The following is a 25921-nucleotide window of genomic DNA, read 5'->3' on the forward strand; positions in this document are numbered from 1 at the left end:
CTGATTCGGTATCGGGGCTATTGTTTTCATATTAGATACAATGATCGCGGATACATCAGAGGAGGATTACATTGGATATTTTACTTGTCGAAGATGATGAATCAATTCGCGATGTACTGAAATCGTACTTTCTGAATGAAGGCTGGAACGTAAAAGAAACCGGAAACGGGAAAAATGCACTGCAATTGATTCAGGATTTTAAAATAGATCTTGTCGTGTTGGATTTAATGATCCGAGGGATGCAGGGGGAGGATGTTTGCGGTAAGATCAGGCAGTTCTCCACCGTGCCGATCATTATGATTACATCCAAGGTGAAAGAAACCGATACGATTAACGGTTTGAATTTGGGGGCTGACGACTATATTACGAAGCCGTTCCGCATGAAAGAAGTGATCGCCCGTATTCACGCTTTAAAACGGCGGATAGATATGTTCTCGAGCGATAAATTAAATCCAATCACGATCAAGCGGTTCAATAGGGGGCGGTTTGTCGTTAACTTTACGACGAATGAAGTGTTTGTGGAGGGGAAGAAGGTTGATTTGACGCATACCGAATTCAAGGTGCTGAACGTGTTGACGAAAACGCCGGGAAAAGCTTACAGCAGGTATGATTTGACGTACGAGGTCCACGGCTACCGCAATATAGACGTTGGCCGGACAATGGACATGCATATACGAAATTTAAGATGTAAAATTGAAGAAGACCCCAAAGCTCCGCTCTACATCGTTACGAAAATAGGTTCCGGGTATAAGTTTGATTTTCAGCCTGATGTGCAGATCTCATGAGACGTTTCATATCCGGGACGCGATTCATGCTTTTTTTTTCCTTTGTTTGTTTGTCAGTTTTTCTGCTGTCGGCCATGTATATCGGGGGATCGGCTGCAAAGGAGCGGTCGCTTCTTGAGTATAGAAAGCAGTATTACAAGGACCAAAGCCACAAGCTTGCGTATGCCGTCCAAACCCATATCAGGTCCGAGCGGTTGTCGAAAGACGAGATTCAGCTTTTGCATCATTTCTCAGCGGTTTATACGTTCGCCTTTCGTTATTATGCAGCTGACGGCAGCATCTTATTGTTCGATTCGGCCGATAACCGTCCATTGGCTGCCGAACCCTATGATTTCGATGTTCCCATTATTGTGGAAGGGAATTTGATCGGCTACATTAAGACTTACTTTGATTTGAGCAGGCATGACTTTTCCTACTACCCAGGCTCGACGATGGAATCATCCCGTCCCAATGCGTACATATTCGCCGGATTGTTGATCTTATCCGTCTTCCTAAGCTTTGTTATGGCCAAGAAGCTATCCAATCCGATCATTGCAAGCAGCAAAGTGGCCGATCATATCGCCGGCGGTATCCGGGGAACGAGGATGCCGGTCACAGGAACAAGCGAAATGAAGCAGCTCGCCAGCACGATTAACGCTTTGGTCACCGAATTTGACCGCCAGGAAGGGTGGCGGAAGCAGATGATGCAGGATTTGACGCATGAATTGAGAACGCCGTTAACCTCGTTGCTTTCCCGTATAGATGCGATTCTCGACGGGATACTTCCGGCTACGGAGGAAAACATGCATAAGATTCATACTGAAATCGACAGACTGTGCAGGCTGGTGGACGATTTGGAAAAACTGTCGGAGGCGGAAGGGGCGCGCTTCGAGCTGAATATCGAGCAGGTCGAAATGACACAGCTCGTGAAGGATGTTTACGATGGTTTTTTGTTTATGAGCAAAGGAAAAGGCATTCACCTTACCTTTCGGAAGCCGCATGTTCCTTGTTATGCCGAAGTTGATCCGGACCGCATTATTCAGATCGTATCGAACATGGTTTCCAATGCGATCAAATACACGCAGGCCGGCGGCTCCGTTGAAATAGGCTTATATCCCGCCGATATCGGTATCATCATATACTGCCAAGACAACGGGATCGGCATCTCGAAAAAGGAACTGTCGCTTGTTTTCAACCGGTTTTATCGGGTGGATAAATCCCGGAGAAGGAAGAACGCTAGCGGGGGGATTGGCGTTGGCCTCAGCATCGCGAAAGCATTGGTCGAGGCGCACGGTGGGACGATCGGAGTAGAGAGCGCGCCCGGAAAAGGCTCGAAGTTTTATTTCAACATTTAAACGGCAGGAGGCTACCCATGTTCGTATTTAAGGCTTTTCCCCGCCTTCACCGGCAGTTACGGCTTGTCATTTATCCGATTATACTTGATGCGGTTTCGTTCATGGCAGGGTGGTATATGATCGGTTTCTCAGGCGAATCCCGGCTTTCATGTCGCGTCATTCTGGAAATGGGGATGCCGTCCGTAACCCACTTGCTCAATACGCCGCTGTTTGCGAATCAGACCGAGTTTCTGAATATCCCCGGAAAACCTTCGTTTGCATGGATTGTGGTCGCGTTGATCATGCTGCTGTCCGCGTTCGCGCAAGGGGGATTTATATCAGCACTATGGAACATGACGGATTCAAAAAGCGTAAATTTCAAATCATTTATTCGTGATGGGCGAAAGCATTGGATACGGTTTATTGGGCTCTATGTGATGATCATGCTGGCAAAAATTGCTGTTACGTCCTTGTTGGTCATGTTATTCGGGATTGCCGGGACGCTTGTTTCACTCCTATTTTTTATCGTCATGAGAGTGCAATTCATTTATTTGGAATTTACGATGGTCATCGACCGCATGAGCATTGACGCCGCACTGCGTCAAAGCCGGCGTTATTTGAAGCAGTCCGGTCTACAGACGATAACCTTGCTGCCGGCCATGTTTATTGTATCAGGCGGTCTTAGCTTGATCATTCATTGGCTCTGGATGCCGCTCGCGATCGCAGCGGGTATTGTCGTTTATGCCTACCTGATGTCCGCCATTCAGCTCGCCTTTATGATTTCCTTCCGTCAAGCCAGGGAACAGGATCCCCCGGGTACGTTCGTTTAGTTATCTGCTGAATATCGTCTTACGAAGAAGTTCACCCTCGCTCCAGCTGATTTGGCTGAAGGATAGGTGAACTTTTTCGACGTGAATCACTATCGTATCGGGTAAAAATCTTGACACTACATTGACACGAAAGTTGTTAATATATATTTATTGAAAGCGTTTACACAAAAGGGTTGCAGACAGCCTTGTCATCATGTATTCAAATTAGCAGGAGGTGTTACCACTTGGCGAAGATACTGTTTAACCATGTATACAAACGATACGGGAAATTCAAGGAGCTGGCCGTCAACGATTTTAACCTGGAAGTGGAGGACCAAGAATTTCTGGTATTCGTAGGCTCTTCCGGCTGCGGGAAATCGACGACACTTCGTATGTTGGCGGGGCTTGAAGATATATCTGAAGGGGAAATCTACATCGGCGACTCGATCGTGAACGATGTTCCGCCCAAAGACCGGGATATTTCGATGGTATTTCAAAACTATGCCCTGTATCCGAACATGACCGTGTTTGAAAATATCGCATTCGGTTTACGGCTGCGCAAGGTGCCGAAGCATGAGATCGAGCTCTCGGTGAAACGTGCGGCGCGCGTGCTGGAAATCGAAAACTTTCTTGAGCGCAAACCGAGGGAATTGTCCGGCGGTCAACGCCAGCGCGTTGCACTCGGAAGAGCGATAGTCCGGACGCCCCAGGCGTTCCTGATGGATGAACCGCTGTCGAACCTGGATGCGAAGCTCCGCGTTCAAATGAGAACGGAACTGATCAATCTGCACAAAAAAATCGGTGTTACGATTGTATACGTGACACATGACCAGGTGGAAGCGATGACCATGGGGAACCGGATTGTCGTGATGGAGAAAGGCGTCATTCAGCAGGTGGATAAGCCGGAAAACGTATATAACAAACCAGCCAACCTGTTCGTCGCGAATTTTATCGGCAATCCTCCGATGAACTTCATTACCGGCAAGCTGCAGGAAAGCAACGGGGTGCTGGAATTCCATACTAACCGGTTCGCTCTTCGAATCCAGGAGAAGCATGCCTATCAGTTAAGAAACGGCCATCAGGTGGTAGGGAGAACGGTCATTATGGGTATTCGTCCAGAGCATATTGGCTTCGAGGAAATCGCGCTCCAGACTAACGAGCATTCGGTCATTAGCGGCGTGCTGCAATTAAACGAATTTATCGGTTCCGATCGTTATTATCACATGGATATCGGATTTCCCAAGATGGTCGTGGCGCGTGCGCATCCGCGCTATCACTTCGATGAGGGAGCGCGGGCCTCATTTGCCATCGATATGAATAAAGCATTATTTTTCCATAAGGATACCGAGAAGCTGCTAATCGATTAACTGATTCTTCCGAAGCGGGTCTTTGCTTTACGATCGCCGGACGAAGAACACAAAAACTTTTAGGAGGACAAGTTGATGGCAGGGGCAAAGAGAAGACATCTTGGTTTCCGATTGATCATCCTTTTTCTTTCGATTACGTTGATCGGTACCTCGAATCTGTCGGATCGGACGGGCAGTGATCGAACCGCTCATGCCGAATCAGAGTCAACTGCAGGCATATCAGCCGATTTGAAAGAGAGCGAACCGCCTTCCCAGAAGGAGCCTTATTATTATGATGTGCGCAAGAAGCAGGAAATCAATAAGATTCCTTTCGGCAAAAATCAGATCGTTATCCAGGCTTCAGACTATTCGAGAAAGTCCGATGATGCAGAGGTAACAGCCGGTACGTACCAAGGTCAGTCCGATGTTCTCCTCTGGTCATCAGCGAAAGGCTGGGTGGAGTATGAAATTGAAGTCGAACAGGGCGGGTTGTACGGGATCGTCACTGATTATTTCCCACTTATGGATAATAACCGAAAAAAACGTCGTTCATCGATTCTGTCAGCGCAGGTAAATGGCGTTTATCCGTTCCGGGAAGCGCGCTCGATGTCGTTCGAACGGGAATTCCAAAACGAGCCTCCTAGGTTCGATGCCGACGGCAATCAGCTTCAATCCTCAATTGATGAAATCGAGGGATGGAAGTCGAAGCCGTTCCGCGATTCTGACGGGGCATACGCGCTTCCGCTGCTCTGGCATTTGCAGAAGGGCCGGAACACAATACGCATTCATGTTTCGCAGCAGCCTATGGCGATCAAATCGTTTACGATTAAACCTCCCGCCGCCGTTCCAGACTACGAGGAAGTGAAGAAGAGCTACCCTGCCGTGGCGTCAATGAGCAAAGAAAGCATCATTATTGAAGCGGAACAATTCATTAAAAAAAATTCGACCTCAATCCAAGCGCAGTATGACCGGGATGCGTTTACGACCCCGAGGTCTTTCAAAAAAAAATCATACAACACCTTGGGAGCCTGGGGCTGGTATAAAGGCGGCCATGCGGTCAGCTGGGAATTTGAAGTGCCTGAGGACGGGCTGTATAAGATCGGCATGCGCGCGAATCAAAATCTTCGGAAAAACTTGTCTGTTTCCAGAACGATTTATATCGATGGGGAAATACCGTTCAAAGAACTGCAATCGTATCAAATTCCGTATGCCTCCGGTTGGCGAGCGTATTCGATCGATAACAGCGACGGGCAGCCGCTCAAGTTCTATTTGAAGAAAGGGAAGCATTCCATCACGATGGAAGCCGGTTATGAGCCTTACATGCCGGTCATCACGAAAGTCGAACAAATGGTTGCCTCGCTGAAAGCAGTGTTGGATCAAATTAAATCCGCTACGGGAAACCGTCAAGACGATCAGTTTCGCGTATGGGATGTCGAGAAGGATATTCCCGGTGTCACGGACAGCTTGAGGCAAATAAAAGATCAGCTTAACGAACAGGTTGAGAAGCTGCGGGAAATCAATAAAGAAGTCGACATCGTTGCACAGACGTATCGCTCCAGCGCAAAGGATATTGAGGAGCTGCTTCATAAACCGGAGAAAATTCCTACCAGCCATTTGACACTGGGAGCCGTGCTTGAACAGCTGCAGGAGCAATACCGGAACTTTATGGATGCTCCACTGCAGATCGATAAGCTTTATGTTACGCCAGTAGAGTCTTCCTTCCCAAGAATGGAAGCCAATTTTTTCGAGAAAGCCAAAGGGATGTTCGCTACGCTGATGTACTCGTTCGAGGACCAAAACCAGCTTGTCGAGCAAAACGGCGACGTATTGAACGTCTGGATGATGATGGGAAGAGACTATGTCGATGAACTGCAGGCGATAGCCGATGAGACGTTCACCCCGGAATATGGCGTGAAGGTAAAGGTGAACCTGGTTCAGTCGCCCGACTTGTTGATTCTTGCGAAAGCCTCGGGAATCTTGCCGGATGTCGCGCTTGGAATTCCGGGAGTCATGCCGTTTGAGATGGCGCTAAGAGGAGCTGCGTTGAATCTTCAAACATTGCCCGGCGGCGATGAGTTGATCGCCAAGTATCATCCAGGCGCGATGCTGCCGTTCTTTTACAATGGGGGGTATTATGGTATTCCCGAAACGACCAGCTTCAAAGTGATGTTTTATCGAAAAGATATTCTAAAGGAGCTTAATCTGCAAGTACCGGATACATGGGATGACGTGTACAAGATGATTCCAACGCTGCTGCAAAAGCAGTACAATTTCCATGTTCCTCCAGAAGACTTCTCGGCGATGTTTTTCCAGAATGGCGCCGAAATTTATACGCCGGACGGGATGTCGACTGCGCTGAACAAACCGGAAGCTTTCGAGGCGTTTAAGAAATGGACGGATTTATTTAATATCCACGGACTCGAGCGGCAGGTGCAAAGTTTCTACAACCAGTTTAGAGTTGGAACGATGCCGATCGGCATCGCAGATTTCAATATGTACATGCAGCTGATGGTAGCTGCGCCGGATATTTTGAACGAATGGGCGATCGCACCGATTCCCGGAACGCGGCAGCCGGACGGATCAATAGTCAGATGGGCCGCGGGAAGCAATCCGACCAGCGCCATGCTGTTTAATGATACGCTGGAGCAAAAACGAGACATCGCTTGGAAATTTCTTCAGTGGTATCTTTCAGATGAAACGCAAACCGAATATGGATTGAATATGGAGCAGTTCCGCGGTGAAGCGTTCCGCTGGAATACGGCGAACATACAGGCCTTTATCAATATGCCATGGAAGAAGGAAGATTTGAAGGTCATCCTCGAGCAGTGGAAATGGATGAAGGACGTCCCGAATGTACCGGGCGGCTATATGTCGGCCCGTGAGCTGGCCAATGCGTGGAATCGCGCGGTCGTACCGGACAGTCAAGCATTGGAGACGCCGCGAATCGCGCTGGAGAAAGGAATTAAAGCGATTACCCGCGAGCTTATCCGAAAACAGCAGGAGTTTCATTTCAGGGATGCAACCGGAAATGTAGTCAGAACGCTTGATCTGCCGCAGATACTGGAGCCATGGAAAGGAGCGGATATCGATGTCGAATAATATGCAAATCCGTTCCCGGCGAAACACCGATACTTCTGTCGGAAAAGGAAGCAAAATTACGCGAAAAATGATGGGCTTAGCGGCTGAGATTTGGAAAAGCCGTCTGTCCTACCTGTTTATCGCTCCGTTTTATGTGATGTTTGTATTATTCATTCTTATACCGATTGTTGCCGGCGTGCTGTTAGGCTTCACTTACTTCAATGCCATTCAGTTCCCTACATGGGTTGGGTGGATGAATTATCAAAACTTGTTTTCCCAAGATGTCATATTTCTACAGCATGTAGTGCCCAATTCTTTTAAGTTTGCCTTATTTGTCGGACCACTAGGCTATATTTGTGCCTTCTTCCTAGCCTGGTTGATCGCGCAGCTTCCAGGTACGATGCGGACCGGATATGCGCTCGCCATTTATGCGCCGTCTTTAACGGCAGGAATCGCGATGACCGTCGTATGGCAAGTCATGTTTACGGGAGATCGGACCGGCTATTTGAACAGTTTTCTGTTGAAGTGGGGAATTATTGAGAAACCGGTCCTCTTCGTGCAAGACAGCGGGTTTTTGATGAATGTTATGATTATCGTCTCGATTTGGGCAAGTATGGGGATCGGGTTTCTGGCCATCCTGGCAGGCATATTGAACGTCGACAAACAAATGTACGAAGCTGGACGAATTGACGGCATATCGAGCAGATTGCAGGAAATTTGGTACATCACCGTGCCGCTAATGAAGCCGCAGATGATGTTTGCCGCCATTATGTCGATCGTTTATACGCTGAAATCGGGTGCCATTGGAACCCAGCTGTCAGGCGTTAATCCGACCCCTGACTATGCCGGACAGCTTATGATCAACCATATCGATGATTACGGTTTTATCCGTTATGAGCTTGGCTACGCCAGCGCCATTTCGGTCGTGCTGCTGGTGGTATGTTATGTATTAAGCCGTCTGTTCGGCTATTTGTTCGCTCCTAAGGAGGGGGAATAATGCGCGAAATCAACAATAAAATGCTGCAGCGCCTTTACTGGAAGCGGAAAGAATGGATGCATTCCGTCAAAAGATTCGACCGTACGCAGCAGTTCATCGTTTTGTTTCTGACGCTCCTCTCTGTCTTCATGCTTCTGCCGATCGTGTATATCTTTAATCACGCCTTTAAGCCGTTGCATGAATTATTTCAGTTTCCGCCTACATTTATCGTGCGGAATCCGACGTTCCAGAACTTTATCGAGCTGCTTTCGCTTACGCAAAGCACGTCAGTACCCGCATCGCGGTATATGCTCAACAGTATTATCGTCACATTCCTCGCTACGGTCGGAATGGTCGCGACAGGCGCCGTGTGCGCGTATGCCTTATCGAAACATCGATTTCCCGGCTCGAAGCTCATATTCGGCTCGATCATAGCCTCGCTCTTGTTTGCCCCGGAGACGATCGCGATTCCCCGGTACGTTATCGTGCAAAGCCTGGGTATTATGAACAGTTATTTCGGGCATGTATTACCGATGATCGCGATGCCGGTCGGTGTCTTTCTAATTAAACAGTTTATCGATCAAGTCCCGAATGAAATGATCGAGGCAGCCAAAATTGACGGCACGACCGAATTCGGCATTTTCATGCGGATTGTCATCCCGATGGTAATGCCTGCGATCGCGACGATCACGATTTTAGCGTTTCAGAACGCGTGGGGGAATGCGGAGACGTCAACATTATTTATGCAGGAAGATGCCATGAAGACGCTGCCCTTCTATATGGGTACGCTAACCTCAAATTTGGCAAACTCGGTTGCCAGACAAGGAGCGGCAGCGGCAGGCGCATTAATTATGTTTTTGCCTTCATTGATCATATTTTTGCTGTCCCAGCGGAAAGTCATCTCCACAATGGCGCATTCGGGAATCAAGTAATGAAGGAAGCAATCGATCGCTGGGCTTGGCGGGATAACGGAGGTTAAACGATGAAACTAAATCTAAGCAAATGGATGATAGGCTTGGGGCTCGTTTGCTTGATTTCAATTGCATTCATACCGGCGAAGGCAAACGCGGATGCGCCTTATAGAACGTTCTTCGAGGATAGTAACGGCCGGGGTATTCCTACGCGGCCGGCTTATATCCCGGCCGGGGTTGTCGCGAAGGATATCTATGTCGATAACGGCAATGGCGAGATGGTTTATTCGCCGCTCAAAAGACCGCAGGACATCTTTATTGACAGGAACGATCACATTTACATCGCAGATACGGATAACGACCGAGTTGTTCATTTTTCCGCAGATGGGATATTCATGCAGGAGATTAAAGTGCCGGAAAGTCCTTTGAAGAGCCCGCAAGGTGTTTTTGCAGCGGATAATGGGGATATCTATATCGCCGATACGGGCAATAAGCGTGTCGTCAAGCTTAATAAGAAGCTGCAGCTTCAACTAGAGTTTACGCGTCCGCAGTCAAGTTTGGTTAATGAGTCCTTCATTTACGAACCCACGAATTTGGTTGTCGACAGCAGAGGTTTTGTTTATGTCGTCTCCAAAGGAAGCTATCAGGGCGTTATCCAATTCGAGCCGAGCGGCCAATTTTTCGGATTTTTCGGAGCGAATGCAACGGAAGTTAAAATGATGGATATGGTTCGAAAGTTGCTATATACCAAGGAGCAGCTTAGCAAACAGGTGAGACTGCTGCCGCCTATTATCCGAAATATTGATATTGACCGGCAGGGCTTCATTTATACGGTATCCGGTTCATCGAAGGAACAAGTGAAAAAGCTGAATATCCGGAGTGAAAATGTATGGAAGGAATTGAGTTTCGGCGAGAAGATCGCATACACGCCGGAAGAAAGAGACAAAGAGGTGCAGCTATCCGATCTTTCGGTCGATGCTAACGGGAACATGACGGTAATCGACAAAAATTTAAACGTGGTGTCTCAATACGATGCCAGCGGAAAACTGCAGTTTTTTTGGAAAAGCCCGCCTTCCTCCACGGCCATTATGGGACTGAATCAAAGCCCCGTTGCCGTAGCAACGAACTCGCGTAATGAGCTGTTTTTTTTGGACGATGCTTTAAATCTGGTGCAGAAATTAAAACCGACGCCGCTCGGAGCCGCAATCCATGAAGCGTTTATGCTTTCGCAAGGCGGCAAATACAAGGAGAGCGAGCAAAACTGGGAAAAGGTGACCAAACTTAATGCGCTCTTCTCGCCAGCCTATTATGGAATGGCGCAAGCGGCTTTTAACGAAGGCGATTATGAGCAAGCGAAAGACTTATATAAGCTTGCCGGGCATGGTCAAGGTTATTCGGATAGTTATTGGCAGCTTCGATTGATATGGTTTCAAAAGCATTTCTCCCTGATCGCCAACAGCCTGGTCATTTCACTCGTCGTATTTTTCATCGCGGTGAGATTGAATCGAAAATACAAGTTCGCCCTGCCTTCCGGCCTTCGCTTTAAATGGCTGCGGCAAACGTTGACCAGACAGCTTAAGCATGCGTTCTACATCTTGAAGCATCCGCTCGAAGGATTCAGCGATCTCCGGTTTTTGAACAGCGGCGGCTATTTAAGCGCATTTGTGCTGCTTGGCTCCACTGTGCTGGTTCTCCTTGTCAAAACGTACTATACCGGGTTTTCATTCAATCCGAAACCGCCTGCTGATATTAACGGAAGTTTCATCATGACGGGGTTTTTGGTTTCCTGGACGTCTTGGGTCGTTTGCAACTACTTGATCGGTACGATCCAACAAGGCGAGGCTCGCTTTAAAGACGTGTTTGTAGGGAGCTCCTATGCGCTATTCCCATTTGTATTGCTTGGGCTTCCATTGGCGCTCGTCTCCAACGTGCTTACGCTGAGTGAAGGCTCGATCTATCAGGCTATCGAGTGGGGCATTTTAATTTGGTGCGGAATGCTCTTCTTCTGGAAAATTCAATCCTTGCAAAATTATAGCGTCGGCGAAACGACCGTCAATATCCTGCTGACGCTGCTTGCGATGATCATTTTATGGGTGCTGATCTTTATCGTATTCGGACTCGCTTCGGAGCTTGTCGGCTTCATCTACACGATTTATCAGGAGGTGTCGAAGTGAAACGATTTTTCCTCTCAAAACGGGGGCTCATGACGGTAGCGGCTTGCATCGTTTCAATTGCCGCTTTGGCAATCTTCGCTATTGCCGTGCCTCTTGCGAATAAACAACAGGATGAAGAGGAGATTCCGGTTCAAGCAGCGGAAGCTAAGGAGACTACAGGAGCCTCCGCGGTCGTCAAACCGACAGCTCCTAATCTCGATAAGGGAGAATATAAACAAATTGCGGTAAGCAAATATTTGACGCTAAAGGCGAATTCGGTTACCGGCCATTTTACAGTTACCGATAAGCGAACGGGGCATGTATGGAAATCGTTCCCGGATGAGAAAGGCTACAACGAGAAGGAAAACCAGGGGAAATGGAAAGCCAATCTGGAATCTCCGCTCCTGTACAGTTACGTGGAATTTAACGTCAGGAAGGATTTGGCAAAGGAAGAAAATTTCAAGGATGGGAAAGGTATCGTCTCCAAATTCGAAACGACCGGTCAAGGCTTTAAGATACAGTACGAGATTCCAGGTCTTGGCTTTGTGATTCCGGCCGAAGTGCGTCTAGGCGACGACTATGTAGAGACCAAAATTTTGCAGGACGGATTGAAAGACGAAAGAGTATTCACAGAGGAAGAGTTAAAAACCAAAAAGGACAATGAAGCCAGGCTTGTCTCCGTGCGGCTGTTTCCATTTCTGGGAGCGCAAACCTCTGAAGAGGAGAACGGATATTTGTTCCTGCCTGATGGCTCCGGTGCAATTGTCGAGTTCAAGAAGGACCGCGGCGGCACGAACAATTACTATAGTGAACGAGTCTATGGCGCAGATTGGGCGTACAGCGCCAACACGGTCTTCTCCATCCGAAAGCCGGTCAGAATGCCCGTCTTTGGCATTAAATCCGGTAATCAGGCCATGATCGGGGTCATTCATGACGGCTCGGAATATGCGAACGTGGTAGCGGCTCCTTCCAAAACCTTCAGCCAATATAACTGGGTTACAGCAGAGCAAAACTTCAGGTTTATGTATTACCAATATACGAATACGAAAAAAACGGCAGGATATGTTTCCTACACCAAAGATATAACGGCGTCGGACCGTTCCGTTCGCTATTATTTGATCGATCAGAAGAATGACGATTATGTCCAAATGGCTGCTCGGTATAGACAATATTTGATCGAAGAGATCGGAATGCGGCCGCTTCAGGTGAACGATAACAAGCTTGGGCTGCAGCTGCATTTGCTTGGCGCTGATTCGGAACGTGGATTTCTATGGGACTCCTATCTGCCGCTTACGACGACCCGCCAAGCGCAAGAAATCGTTCAGGAATTGAATACAATCGGCGTCGATAAGATGTCCATCACCTACTCAGGCTGGCAAAGAAAAGGGTTTAGTCAATACGGCGGCAGCTTTCCTCTGTCAAGCAAGCTGGGCGGAAATGGCGGTATGAAGCAATTCGTCGATTTTGCTCATGCGAAGGGCTACGAAGTTTACTTTGATGCGTCATCCTATTCCTTCAACAATACCGGAAAAGACGGATTTCGAAGGAACAGGGACGGGCTGCGCGATATCGGAGCCTCGGTAATGGATTATTATACGCGCGGTAGTGATAAGAAGAAAACATTCGTCAGTCCCAGGTTCGCGGAGAAGGTCATCGAGGACGAATTGAGCAATGCGCAAGCCATGCATGTTGACGGGTATGTGTTCGGCCAAGGAATAGGCGCCCTTCTGAATACGGACTTCAATGAGAATTATGCCGCAACAAGAGAAGAGACAAAGAACATTCAGCAGCGCATATTCGAAACGACGAAAAATACGCTCGGCCATGTTCAAGTCGAGGACGGTAATGTATACACCCTGAAATATGTTAACCACGTACAAGGGCTGGACGACGAAATTTCCAACGATCTGTTCGTCGATCGCGGGGTTCCGTTCTCTCAAATCGCTTTGCACGGGCTCGTCACGTATTCTGCCGATTTCGCAAACGACAGCGACGATTATGAGACAACCTTCTTGAAAGGGATCGAATATGGAGCTGTGCCGTCATTCATCGCTACGTATGCGAAATCGCAGCAATTGCTAAAAACGAGATCGCTCGGACAGTTTTACAGCACTTATTACAAAGATTGGCTGCAGGAGATGGCCATTCAATACGAACGGTATAATAAAGCGCTGGGGGATGTCCAAGATCAATTTATTACGGGTCATCGCTCGTTAGCGGACGGTGTCTTCGAAACTTCCTATGCGGGAGGCAAACGAATTGTAGTCAATTATAATGCAGAACCGTATGCAGGAAACGGATGGATTGTAAAGCCGAAAGACTTTGCCGTCGTCAAGTAGGGGGGATAGAGTGGCTAAAAAACGGGTTATGACAACGAAGGTTTACAGTCGATTGGAAGGCATGCTGTTTATGGCTCCATGGCTGCTCGGTTTCATGATCTTCATGGCGTTTCCGCTTATATTCTCTCTGTATATGAGCTTCAACAATGTGAAGGTGCTTCCGACCGGGATGAGATACGAATTAGTAGGCGTTCAATTTTATAAAACGATCTTGATGGGGAGCGCCGAGTTTTACGATCAACTCATCCCTTTTTTACAGGAAGTCGTTATCATGGTTCCGGTTATCGTTATTTTTTCTTTGCTAATCGCCATTTTTCTAAATCAAAAGCTTAAGGGACGGTTTATGTTCCGCGCCATCTTCTTTCTTCCCGTCATTTTCTCGACAGGCGCTGTTCTGCAGCAATTTATGGACCAGGAAGAAAGCGGACTCGGCTTCATGAAGAGCGAAATGATTGGCGGCTTTATGGATGCCTATATCGGGGGAAGCCCATGGGGCAAACCGGTACTTGCCGTTCTTGAACACTTTGTGTTGGTGTTATGGTATTCAGGCGTGCAAATCGTAGTGTTTTTGGCGGGACGCCAGACGATTCCCGCTTCCGCCTACGAATCCGCCAGAATTGACGGAGCCTCGCCGTGGGAGGTGTTTTGGAAGATTACGCTTCCGGCCATGTCTCCATTCATTTTACTTAATATCATTTATACCGTTGTCGATATGTTTACGTTCCCGTCCAATCCGGTCATTACGTTGATCGGCACCGGTAATTACGGGTACAGCAGCGCGCTTGCCTGGATTTATTTTGTCATTGTTCTCGTGTTCCTCGCCATCGTTCTCCTCATCTACAGCAGGGTGAACAGACAGCAGCGAATGTGATTATAAAAGGGGGGTGCAAGCGTGAGTGTTATGAAAATCAATGTGCAAAAAGCAAGGAAAAACAAGCCCTTCTTCAGGCATGGCTTACGGTCCATACGTTATTTCATTCTGGGCAGGGAAGTGGATAAAGGTCTCATCTTTAAATGGTTGTTGTATTTGATTCTTATATCCACCTCTTATATTTACTTGAACCCGATTTTTAAGATGATCGTGAGGATGCTCATGGACAGCAAGGATCTTATCGATCCTACGGTCACCTGGATTCCGTCATCGCTCTATTTCGGTCATCTCTCCACGGCATGGAATATTTTGCAATACTCGAAGTCGTTCATAATCAGTATTACGATTGCTTTGTCTGCGTCGGTTCTTCATTGTATCTCATGCGGTTTGGCGGGCTACGCGTTGGCACGGCTTCAAGTTCCGTTTAAGAAGCTGGCTTTCTTTCTGCTGCTGCTTGCGTTTATTATCCCGCCGCAAGTCATCGTTTTGCCAACGATCCTATTATTCAGGGAAATAGGCCTGGACGGCAGCCTGTTCACCTTGATCATACCGGCTGTATTCGGCTTCGGCGTAAAAGGCTCGCTGTTTGTCTTCATCTTCAGACAGTTTTTCATGACTCAACCGAAGGAACTGGAGGAAGCGGCCAAAATAGACGGCGCCACCGCCATCAAGTTTTATGTGAAAGTCATGCTTCCTTTGGCGAAACCAGCCATTCTTGTCGTCTTTTTATTCTCCTTCGTTTGGACGTGGAACGATACCTATCTGCCGAAAATGTTTCTGGCGAATGCGGCCGATGTTCCGCTCGCTACGCAAATGTCGCGTATGGGAACCTCCTTGGATGCTTTTATTGATACAGGTGGTTATCCGGAGTATGTGGCAGAGCCGATTAAGATGGCGGCAAGCTTCCTGACGATTCTACCTCCGCTTCTCATCTATCTGTTTGCGCAGCGGTATTTCGTAGAGAGCGTGGAACGAACGGGATTGGTGGAATAGGGCAACCGCTTATGCTTCACATAGATCATTTCCTTCGGTTGGCATCTTGAAGGGGGGAGTTCAGCGAAAACTTGAGCATCGAAGTAGAGAGGGAATGTAAACCAATTTCAAGGAGGAGTCTTTCAATGAAGAAGCAAATGAGAAGCTTTACAATTGTCATGATGTTGTTCATGATTATGTCATTGATCGTTTCAGCGTGTTCGTCTAATAACGGTGTATCGCCGAATGCGACTTCTTCATCAAACTCGTCAACAAACACGCCGGAAGATGATTCGGCGGATGTCTCTGAAATTAAATTAACGAAATTTTCCAACGAACCTGTGACGCTTAAAGTGGCGACTCCATGGGGCAATGATTATTTCATGTCGAGGATAGGCGACTATATTCAAGAAAAATTGCCGCACATTACGTTGGAACATATTGACTGGGACGGTACGCCGGAGAAGATGCAGGAACTGTTCGCGGCGCAAGTCGTTCCGGATGTGCTGCTCGCCTTTACCGGACAGAAGCCGCTCGAGGATTTGGAGATGGTATTTCCTTTGGAGGAGATGCTGGAGGTATACGGCTTTGATATGGACACGTTAGACCCCGCCGCAGTTGCTGAAATCCGCGCGCGGGACTCGCAGAACAGACTGGTCGGTATGCCGCAGGAAATGGGCTATTTGGGACTCCATTATAATAAAGAAATATTTGATAAATTCGGGGTGGAGTATCCTAGGGAAGATATGACATGGGACGAGGTCATTGATCTCGCAAAAAAAATGACGGCCGAGCGGGAGGGCGTCAAGTATCGCGGTTTGGATTTTGGCGCTCCCGCTCCATTGCTGCAATTATCAGTCACGCATACAGACCCGGATTCGGGGGAAGTGCTGCTCACGAAAGATCCGAAATTCACCAAATATATGGAACTAATGAAAAAGTACTACGAAATTCCAGGTATCATTGATGATCCAGAGGCGCCAAGTTCGTTCGAGAATAAAACAGTTGCCATGAGCGTCAACTGGCACGGATTTTTGACGTGGTTCGGCGGCGAAACAGAAGATGAAGTCTTAGAATATCAGAAGCTAATGGATATTGTACCGCTTCCATCGTGGTCGGATTTGCCGAATACCTCGACGGTTCCGATAGGGATTCATCCGTGGGCCATCAACAGCTTCAGCGAGAAGAAGGAAGCTGCGCTGCAATTTTTGCTCGAGAGCGTATCGGCCGAGTACCAAACTAAGATGGCCAAAACGGGAACCCCTACCGTTCTTGCGGATCAAGAGATAAAAGCCCACTTTGGCGCTGAGCTTGCAAGGTTTGCCGGGAAAAACATCGGCGCTTTCACGAAAAACAAACTCGCGGAGCCTCCAGCGCGAAACAGCTTCTGGGACCGTTATGTCAATCTTGATATGAAAGTATTTACGGAGTCTGATATGAACATATCGGAGTTTTTACGAAAAGTGGAAGAAGAATCCCAATTGCAAATCAAGGATGCCATGGCTCAGGAAGCGGCCAAGTAGGAATAGTCGATTAGGTAAGGTTAAAAAGGCGCATAATTTGCGCCTTTTTAATTATGTGCGCTCAGCATTAGCGTTAAACGACTGAATGTGAATTAAGTTGTTATTGGTTGTTTTATGTTGACTTTGTCTTTGTAAAGATCGGCGAGTATGATAAATGAGGTAGCAATTCATCCGTCGGGGGAGGGATATGCGATTTCCTTTGTCACGGCATCATCGAATCTTCGATCGACGTTCATAAGGTATCCTTGAACGACCGCGATCTTTCGCTGGCCGCAGCTGCATACATAAGAGAAAATCCCGATTTGAATGTAATGTTTGTCGGATTAGATTAACCCGATGCAGCGGGGTGCCAATATGGGTACAATACACCCGGTCAGCATCAGGCAATCGAAGAGACGGACGAGGAGAGCATTCTCACAGCCATGGCAGCGATCACCCGACTGAGAAGACAATCTTCTGGGGCTGCGCCGGTCTGGGAAATCAAACCGGATTCACCGCTGCAAGGAGACTTTATCATCACGGATACGGCGGCTGTCGTCATTCGTGCGCTTGGGCTTACAGCGCCTGCTAATTGGGAAGCGAAGCTGCCGGAAGTACGTCTGCTGTCGGTCTTTGGGCCGAAAGGCCGAACATAATGCCTTTTGAATCTGCCAAGCCTCGATACTGAATTGGTATCGATCCGGGAAATAATAATGCGCTTCCTTTAATCGGAGTATTGTATTGTTTGTTAAATGACATTAAAATTTCAGATAAAGGGTGGATGCCAAACAGAAAGTGGATGGCGCCAGTCATCCCGGAGACGAGTGAGGGCTAATGATGAGCAAATCATGGTTTAATCGGCTTCTTCTTTCCTATATGCCGATATTTATTATCGTAGTCACCTTTACCTTTTTCGTTTTTTTTCAACTGATCAGTGAACAGGGCCGCAAAGAGGCTATCAACGCCAACAGTATGCTGTCTTTGCAAGCTATGCGGCTGATAGACACATCCTTGAGAGCCATCGATAATATGGTGATGAAGGAAAGCATTAACAGCAAGCCGCTAATCGATTTTTTCAACAGCAAAGAGGGCGCCGATCCGTATGTCAACATTAGCGCCGTCATGAAAATGAACGATATGATTTCCTATTATCCGCTTATCGATTCCATATATCTGGTACGTTATGATGATCAGGTTGTGTTAAGTAATGCGACAAACGGGCATATCGGAACGTATCCAGACAAATCCTTTATCGAGCAGAACCGAATGTCGATCTCTCAAAAGTGGACGGATTTGCGGACGTTCCGGCAATTTTCCGTCTTGGAGGATAAAAAGGTTGTCAGTCTGGTAAGGGGTGCCCCATTCATGACGAACAAAAAAGGCATGATCGTAGTGAATGTGGCAGCGGGTTCCTTGCAGCGGTTAGTGAATGAACTATACGATTCGAAAGTCAGCTTTATCCGGGTCAAAGACGGGGCGGGCAACGAATTGCTTAAACAGGCAGAACCCGTTGAATCTATGCGCGTATATGCGGATTATAAGTCCAGCTATTCGAATTGGTCCTATATTAGCGGGTTTGTACAGGGCACATTCATCCAAACGGTATCATTGCTTTACAATGCTTGGTTTGTCATCGGACTTATTATGATTGGCGCGGGTCTCGCATGGATGATCTATATATCGAGGCGCAATGCGAGGCCGGTTGAACAGATTGTCTCACGCTTTAGCGGGTATATGCTGCCGCTAGCCGGAGGAAGAAAGAATGCCGGTCGAATAGATGAATTCGCGTTTATCGAATCGGCCCTCGATAATTTGACGGAGCAGTCCAAACAGTATCAGCAGCAATACAAAGAGGATCTGCATTTGCGTACCCGCAACCTATTCCATCAGCTGATCGAAGAAGGAACAGCACTGACACTGGCAGATTGGCGGCGCGAAGCCGAACGGCTGCAGCTTCCAGCGCCTGCGGAGAGTCATTCCCTTTTCGTTCTGGAAATGGACAAGTATGGGGAATTTTGCAGCCGTTATTCGCGCAGCGATCAAAATTTGTTAAAGTTCGCCTTGCGCAGCATTACTTATGAACTGTCTTCACGCTTCGGATACGAATGCTGGGCTGAATGGACAGCCTCATCCCGCCTCAGCGTCATTCTGTTCGAGAACGGAGACGAGGTTGACGGCAAACGGCTGGTTCAGTTATGCGACAGCATCCGCGGTTGGACGGAGCAGAATATGAAATTTACAATAAGCGTAGGGATCGGGGATCCGGCCGTACATTTATTCGAAATCGCAAAATCCTTTAATCAAGCGTTGGATACACTTGATTACAAGATGGTGCTGGGAGAAAATCGCCTCATTACGCGTGAAGATATGATGAGTCAAGGCCAAGTTGAGGTATACTCCTATCTCGGAATCATTCGATCTGCTGCACATGCTTTCCGCAAATCGGAGCAAAGCTGGAATGGGCAATTGGATGATTTGTTTAGCCAGATGAAGCAGGGCTTATTGACCAAGGATGAGATCATGAATATTATGAATTACTTAATCTACAGTTTAGGACGCGAATTGTCGGGGCTCGGCAAGGAGTGTCAGGTCATGTGGGAAACGGGAGCCTTGACGAATCTGACGGATAAACTGGATAAGTGCCATTCTCTTGATGAGATGCGTGAAGCTATAATCGGTGAAATGACAGAGCTTGGGAATACGCTTGCAGACTCGCGTTATAATGGTCAACATGCGGGTATCATTATGGAAATGCGCCGCTTCATAGAGGCGGAATACGTGAATCCGAACATGTCACTTGAATATTTAAGCGAGAAATTCAATATTAATGCGAAATATGTCAGCAAGCTGTTCAAAGAAACAACGGGACATAAGTTCATCGATTTCTTAATAGACATCCGCTTGAATGAAGCGAAAAGACTTCTCGCCGAAACACGGCGGCCGATTCAGGATATCGCGGTGGAGGTCGGCTACACGAGTGCGATATCGTTTACCAGAGTTTTTAAGAAAGTCGTCGGGTCTTCGCCGGGCGAATACCGTACAGAGACGCAAAGGTAGCTTAACAGTTAGCGGATCATGGTGTAGAAAAGGGTTAAGTTCTAGAAAAATGTTAATCATGGAGAATGAAAACAGTTGACGAATCGGCGGCAGCACCGGGTTTTATCAGGTGCTGCCGTTTCTTGTGCATCGGCGAATGCGAAAAAGGTTAAGCAAAATTTTATTGTTTCTTGTGGCAGGGAGCCGGGAGCTTATATGATGATCACATGAAAGCGCAAACAAACTAGACTGTTTAAAAGGAGGCTAGTCCATGTCCAAACTTAATAACGAATTGCATCCCGTATCGATGCCCCTTGTTCCGACAACGAGAAGTTATGCGCCCTTACGAAAGATGGCGCGCCACTGGCAATTGTATATCGTCATCCTGCTGCCGATTGCTTATCTCATTATTTTCAAATATGTACCCATGGCCGGCATTATGATCGCCTTCAAAGACTACAACGTCATCAAAGGCATCTTAGGAAGCTCATGGGTCGGACTGAAATACTTTAATCAGTTTTTCGAATCCCCGAACTTCTGGCTGTACATGAAAAACACGCTGGGCATTAGCCTTTACGGCTTGCTTGTCGGGTTCCCTGCACCAATCATTCTGGCGCTTGCTCTCAATGAAGTGCGCAATGGTCTGTTCAAGAAAAGCGTGCAGCTGGTCTCTTATGCGCCTTACTTTATTTCGACGGTTATTATGGTATCCATTATTGTTGTTAACTTGACCCCGAACGTAGGCGTGGTAAGCAAGCTGTTCCAGATGCTCGGCGTGGAAAATACAAACTTTATGGGTATCCCGTCATTGTTTAAATCCATCTATGTCTGGTCTGATGTCTGGCAGCACACGGGATACGGGGCCATTATCTATATTGCGGCATTGGCGGGCGTCAACCCTGAGCTGTACGAAGCGGCAAAAGTGGACGGAGCATCGAGAATCCAGAAAATAATCAACGTCGATATTCCGAGTCTGATTCCGGTATCTGTCATTCTTCTCATTCTTAATCTGGGCAATCTGATGAAGCTCGGCTTCGAGAAAATATATCTGATGCAAAATCCGCTCAATCTGGCCACTTCCGAGGTCATTTCCACTTACGTGTATAAAGTGGGCTTGCTTGGTTCGAGCTTCAGCTTCTCGGCGGCTATCGGCGTTTTTAACTCGGTCATTAACCTGGTATTACTTGTTGTTGTTAATTTTATCGCTAGAAAACTATCCAATAACAGTCTTTGGTAGGAAAGGAGACAAAATGGCTAAAACCGAATCCATTCGAGAGTCGGGCGGAGACCGCTTGTTCATGGTCTTGGTCTATGCGTTTCTGACCTTGGTCCTGTTAGTCGTGCTGCTGCCGCTTCTCTATATCTTAAGTTCTTCATTCAGTTCGCCGCAAGCTGTCGTTTCGGGCAAAGTATGGCTGTTTCCGGTCCAATTTACGTTGGACGGATATAAGGCCGTATTCAACAACCCGCAGATCGGTACCGGGTTTCTGAATTCTCTGTTCTACACGGTTGTCGGCACGTTAATTAACGTTGTCCTGACGGTAATGCTTGCTTATCCCTTGGCAAGAAAGACGTTCTACGGACGGAATTTCTTCATGGTGCTGTTAGTCATTACAATGATGTTCGAAGGAGGGCTGATTCCGTATTATCTGGTCGTGAAGGAACTGAATTTGCTGGATACCCGATGGGCGATGATTTTGCCGGGAGCGCTGGCGGTATTTCAAGTCATCATAGCGAGAACCTTCTTCCAGTCGACCATTCCCGATGAGCTGGCTGAGGCTGCCGATTTGGATGGCTGCAGCGACATCCGCTTTATATTCAGCATCGTGTTGCCACTTTCCAAACCCATCTTGGCCGTCATGATGCTTATGTATGCTGTGGGTCATTGGAACGCTTATTTCGATGCTCTTATATTCCTGCGTTCCCCAGACCTGTTCCCGTTACAGATCGTGCTGCGCAACGTGCTTATTCTAAACTCGGTGGATGCGTCCATGATCGCCAATGCGAATCAGATGCTGGCCCAGCAAGGATTAAAGGACCTGTTGAAATATTCATTGATCGTTATTGCCAGCGGTCCAGTACTCATTATTTATCCGTTTGTTCAGAAATATTTTGTTAAAGGTGTCATGATCGGTTCGTTGAAAGGCTAAATAGGAATGATTCTGTGAAGGGAGGGATGGGTCGCCTTTGGGGCCGGGGCGGTCATTCAGATTCGGAAATAGCGCCATTGCATGCCATAGGGAGTGTCAAGGATATAACAAGGAGGAGTCGTTTCGATGGGGAAAAGATGGAAAAAATCAAGTGCAGTCTTATTGTGCATCGTACTTAGCTGTGTTGTGTTCCTTTCTGCGTGCAGCAAGGATACGAAGGCGCCTGGGAATGGTAATGGTAATACGGAAAGCGGCCAGAAAGAGAACAATCAAGTACAAGAGGATGTTTTCACGGCCGTAGGTTCGTATCCGATTGTGAATAAGCAGCTGACGCTTAAGATGTTTGCCCCTCAGCTTCCTACGATCGAGAACATGGAGACCAATGCATTTACGAAGCATCTGGAAGAGAAGACCAACATTAAGATTGCCTGGGATCTCGTTCCAAATAATGCGCTTGAAGACCGCAAGCAGCTGATGCTGGCCAGCGGCGACTATCCGGAAGTGATCTTGCACGGCAACCTGACTAGGGAAGAACAGATGAAGTACGGGAAGCAGGGCGTTTTCCTCCCTCTGAATGATTTGATCGAAAAGTATGCTCCTACTATTAAAAAGGCGCTTGAAGAAATTCCTTATATGAGATCGTCGATTACGGCTCCGGACGGAAACATCTATGCGCTGCCGCAAATAAATGAATGCTACCATTGTGACAATGCTTTAAAGCTATGGATCAACAAGGCTTGGCTCGACAAGCTCGGCCTCCAGCTGCCAACGACAACGGAAGAGTTCTATCAGGTGATGAAGGCATTCAAGGAAGAAGACCCGAATGGCAACGGAAAGAATGATGAGCTTCCGCTTACGGGATCCGACGAAATGTGGGCGGGGAACGTTTCTGCTTTCTTGATGAATTCCTTTATTGTGGATGATTATACCGAGAAGAACGCCGGCACCTTTTTATCCGTGAAGGATGGCAAGGTCGACTTTGCGGCGAACAAAGATGAATGGAAGCAAGGGCTTGAATATTTGAACAAATTATATAAGGAAGGATTAATCGATCCGGCAGCATTCACGCAAAACGCCGACGCGATCCAGCAGCTGGCGAATCGGGAACCGGATAACATCATGGGAGCCGCGACGACGGCGCTCATTAGCTATGGCTATAATATGACGGAAGAGCAGCCTCGCCACAAAGATTATGTGACGCTGCCTCCGCTTAAAGGGCCGAATGGCGTCCAGCAGACACTTAACTTCGCCGGCATCAGCAAATCGCAATTTGCGATTACGAACAAGGCGACGGAAGAGCAGCAGATCGCCGCGATTCGATTGGCCGATTATTTGTTCACGGAGGAAGCTATTGTATTGCAGGAGAATGGTCCTGAAGATAAAGGCTGGCGCAAGGGGGCGGATGGCGAATTGGATATCGATGGCAAGCAGGCCAAATACGCTACCATTCAACAGGAGAAGAAGCAAACGCATAACGACGGATGGGAACAGATCGGACCTTCCCTTCGCACGTATGAATACCGTTCCTCTTGGATGGCGATTCAGGATCCGCTTGCAGACGGCGGTTATGGCACACGATTAAATACGGAATCGAAGAAATATGAGTCCTATCATTCCAAAGAAGCGTATCCAAACGGCGTATTTATCGCCCAAGAAGATGCGGAAATCGCAGCTCAGCTGAAGACGACGATCGTGGATTATACGAAGTCGAATATGGCGCAGTTTATTACGGGCTCCAAAGACATCAGCAAGGAATGGGACGCTTATGTAAAGGGCTTCGATGGTCTGCAGCTTGGCCAGTATATCGAGATTTATCAGAAGGCATTAGCCGCCAAATAAGGAAACACAATGTAATCATAATGGTTAATTCCATTTCGCGTAAAGAGAGGCCGCTCCACAGACAGAGAGTGTCTGCGGAGCGGCCTCATTCATAATCGATTTTAGGAGGCTTTGCAACGATGAGCGATCAAACCCTTGATCATTTGCAAGGAGAGAATGAAGAACAAGAATTGCATGAAGGCGTGCATAATTTCAGCAATGAGCAGGAATGGATACGCCCCGATACTCCAATCACGCTGGAGCGTCTGGAATGGTTCAAAGACCAGAAGCTGGCATTGATGATGCACTGGGGGCCGTATTCTCAGCTTTGTGTCGTGGAGTCTTGGGCACTCAGCGATGAAGATGCGGAATGGTCACGCGAAGGCATTGATTGGGAAACGGACGGGGAAGCGTTCAAGCGTCAATATTTTGGCCTGAACAAGACGTTTAATCCGGTTCGCTTTCAGCCCGACGTGTGGGCGGACTTAGCCGAAGAAGGCGGGTTTAAATATTTAATCTTTACGACGAAGCATCACGACGGCTTCTGCATGTGGGATACGAATACAACGGATTACCGGGTTACCGGCGAGCAAACCCCGTTTCATACCCATAAATATGCCGATATATGCCGTCATGTATTCGATGCTTTCCGGGCAAAAGGAATGGCGATCGCCGCGTATTTTTCTAAAGCGGATTGGCATACGCCCTATTATTGGGCGCCGGATATGGAGCGGAGCCTAACAAATACAAGACGGGGGCCTACCTACGATCCGCAGCAGCATCCCGAGCTGTGGAACAAGTTCGTTCAGTTTACGCATGAGCAGATTACCGAATTATTGACGCGTTATGGCCGCATTGATGTCCTATGGCTGGATGCCGGCTGGGTGAAGCCGATTCGCAGCGGGCAGGACATCCGCCTGGGCGAGGTCGTGGAGAAGGCCAGGGAGCATCAGCCGTGGCTGCTTTCGGCAGACCGTACCGTAGGGGGCGCTTATGAAAACTACGTCACGCCAGAGCAGACGATTCCGTCAACGGCCATGAACGTACCTTGGGAAAGCTGCATTACGATGGGCACTTCCTTCTCTTTCCGGTATGAAGATAAATATAAGCCGACACGCCAAATTGTGAAGATTCTGCTCGAAGTAGTCGCTAAAGGAGGGAATCTGGCGTTAAACGTGGCTCCGCAACCCGACGGCAGGCTGCCGGAAGGCGCGATTGCGCGCATGAAAGAACTGGGTGCATGGTTGAAAGTGAACGGAGAAGCCATTTATGGCACACGCATTTGCGCGCCGTATTATACAGGGAGTCATGCCTTCACGCAAAAAGGAGATACGGTCTATTGCGCCTATCTATACCCTTCGGCAGATACGAAAGTTTTAGAGACCATTCCTATTCCGTATACGGATCCGCTGGAAACGATCGAGCTTCTTGGAATGGAAGGGAAACTGAACTGGGAACGAGAAGCAGATGGAATCTCGGTTCAACTGCCACTCGCTGCCATTACGGAATCGGCGCCAATCGCGCATGTGTTCCGGATGCTGAGAAAATAATTTCGCTTAGGGGGTGTATCTGTGACGACAATGTGGAGCCGAACCGAATGGTTCCGGCAAGATCGGTTTGGGATGTTTATTCATTGGGGATTATATGCTATTCCTGCGCGGGGCGAATGGGTACGAAGCGTTGAGCGGATATCGAATGAAGACTATCAGACCTACTTTGAACAATTCAATCCGACCTTGTATAACCCGAAGGAATGGGCGCAGATTGCCAAAGCAGCCGGCCACAAGTATGCGGTGCTTACAACCAAGCATCACGATGGTTTCTGTTTATTCGATAGTCAATTAACAGAATATAAGGCAACG

At 47.8% G+C, this 25921-nt stretch carries 19 protein-coding genes; all 19 read left to right on the forward strand.

From position 1 onward, the window contains the following. Positions 1 to 71 precede the first annotated feature (71 nt). Entirely contained in the window at positions 72 to 785 is a 714-nt protein-coding gene (locus tag RCO25_RS24525; RefSeq protein WP_308998734.1) for a response regulator transcription factor, read from the forward strand. 26 nt (positions 786 to 811) lie between these two features. After that, positions 812 to 2119 carry a sensor histidine kinase gene (locus RCO25_RS24530; protein ID WP_308998735.1) on the forward strand — a complete coding sequence of 436 codons (1308 nt, stop codon included), beginning with the start codon at positions 812 to 814 and terminating at the stop codon, positions 2117 to 2119. A 17-nt stretch (positions 2120 to 2136) separates the two neighbouring features. Next, entirely contained in the window at positions 2137 to 2928 is a 792-nt protein-coding gene (locus RCO25_RS24535; protein WP_308998736.1) for a hypothetical protein, read from the forward strand. Positions 2929 to 3152: 224 nt separating this feature from the next. Continuing rightward, positions 3153 to 4274 carry an ABC transporter ATP-binding protein gene (locus RCO25_RS24540; protein WP_308998737.1) on the forward strand — a complete coding sequence of 374 codons (1122 nt, stop codon included), beginning with the start codon at positions 3153 to 3155 and terminating at the stop codon, positions 4272 to 4274. Positions 4275 to 4349: 75 nt separating this feature from the next. Beyond that, positions 4350 to 7352, forward strand: coding sequence for an extracellular solute-binding protein (locus RCO25_RS24545; protein ID WP_308998738.1), 3003 nt, complete (start codon positions 4350 to 4352; stop codon positions 7350 to 7352). After that, positions 7342 to 8328 carry a carbohydrate ABC transporter permease gene (locus RCO25_RS24550; protein WP_374992157.1) on the forward strand — a complete coding sequence of 329 codons (987 nt, stop codon included), beginning with the start codon at positions 7342 to 7344 and terminating at the stop codon, positions 8326 to 8328. The genes RCO25_RS24545 and RCO25_RS24550 overlap by 11 nt, the downstream gene beginning before the upstream one ends. After that, the gene (locus RCO25_RS24555) at positions 8328 to 9239 is read left to right on the forward strand and encodes a carbohydrate ABC transporter permease (protein ID WP_374992158.1); all 912 of its coding nucleotides are present in this window, start codon (positions 8328 to 8330) and stop codon (positions 9237 to 9239) included. Before RCO25_RS24550 ends, RCO25_RS24555 begins: the two co-directional genes overlap by 1 nt. A gap of 50 nt (positions 9240 to 9289) precedes the next feature. Next, complete coding sequence (locus tag RCO25_RS24560; protein WP_308998739.1) at positions 9290 to 11392, forward strand: YIP1 family protein; 2103 nt, start codon at positions 9290 to 9292, stop codon at positions 11390 to 11392. Next, positions 11389 to 13710 (forward strand): DUF5696 domain-containing protein, encoded by a 2322-nt coding sequence (locus RCO25_RS24565; RefSeq protein WP_308998740.1) that lies wholly within the window; start codon positions 11389 to 11391, stop codon positions 13708 to 13710. The genes RCO25_RS24560 and RCO25_RS24565 overlap by 4 nt, the downstream gene beginning before the upstream one ends. Before the next feature lie 10 nt (positions 13711 to 13720). Beyond that, complete coding sequence (locus tag RCO25_RS24570) at positions 13721 to 14581, forward strand: carbohydrate ABC transporter permease (protein ID WP_374992159.1); 861 nt, start codon at positions 13721 to 13723, stop codon at positions 14579 to 14581. Positions 14582 to 14611: 30 nt separating this feature from the next. Continuing rightward, positions 14612 to 15574, forward strand: a complete 963-nt coding sequence (locus RCO25_RS24575) for a carbohydrate ABC transporter permease (protein WP_308998752.1) — start codon at positions 14612 to 14614, stop codon at positions 15572 to 15574. Between the two features lie 125 nt (positions 15575 to 15699). Next, positions 15700 to 17076 (forward strand): ABC transporter substrate-binding protein, encoded by a 1377-nt coding sequence (locus RCO25_RS24580; RefSeq protein ID WP_308998741.1) that lies wholly within the window; start codon positions 15700 to 15702, stop codon positions 17074 to 17076. A 422-nt stretch (positions 17077 to 17498) separates the two neighbouring features. After that, on the forward strand, positions 17499 to 17711 hold the full coding sequence (locus RCO25_RS24585) for a hypothetical protein (protein WP_308998742.1): 213 nt from the start codon (positions 17499 to 17501) through the stop codon (positions 17709 to 17711). 178 nt (positions 17712 to 17889) lie between these two features. Continuing rightward, entirely contained in the window at positions 17890 to 20112 is a 2223-nt protein-coding gene (locus RCO25_RS24590; protein ID WP_308998743.1) for a helix-turn-helix domain-containing protein, read from the forward strand. A gap of 286 nt (positions 20113 to 20398) precedes the next feature. Continuing rightward, on the forward strand, positions 20399 to 21328 hold the full coding sequence (locus RCO25_RS24595; protein ID WP_308998753.1) for an ABC transporter permease: 930 nt from the start codon (positions 20399 to 20401) through the stop codon (positions 21326 to 21328). Between the two features lie 13 nt (positions 21329 to 21341). Then, positions 21342 to 22241, forward strand: coding sequence for a carbohydrate ABC transporter permease (locus tag RCO25_RS24600; RefSeq protein ID WP_308998744.1), 900 nt, complete (start codon positions 21342 to 21344; stop codon positions 22239 to 22241). Positions 22242 to 22367: 126 nt separating this feature from the next. After that, complete coding sequence (locus RCO25_RS24605; RefSeq protein ID WP_308998745.1) at positions 22368 to 24080, forward strand: ABC transporter substrate-binding protein; 1713 nt, start codon at positions 22368 to 22370, stop codon at positions 24078 to 24080. Positions 24081 to 24199: 119 nt separating this feature from the next. After that, on the forward strand, positions 24200 to 25609 hold the full coding sequence (locus tag RCO25_RS24610) for an alpha-L-fucosidase (RefSeq protein ID WP_308998746.1): 1410 nt from the start codon (positions 24200 to 24202) through the stop codon (positions 25607 to 25609). Positions 25610 to 25639: 30 nt separating this feature from the next. Further along, a partial coding sequence (locus RCO25_RS24615) for an alpha-L-fucosidase (RefSeq protein ID WP_308998754.1) occupies positions 25640 to 25921 on the forward strand: 282 nt, incomplete at its 3' end.

It is taken from the genome of Paenibacillus sp. LHD-38 (genome assembly GCF_031157315.1).
GTDB lineage: Bacteria > Bacillota > Bacilli > Paenibacillales > Paenibacillaceae > Pristimantibacillus.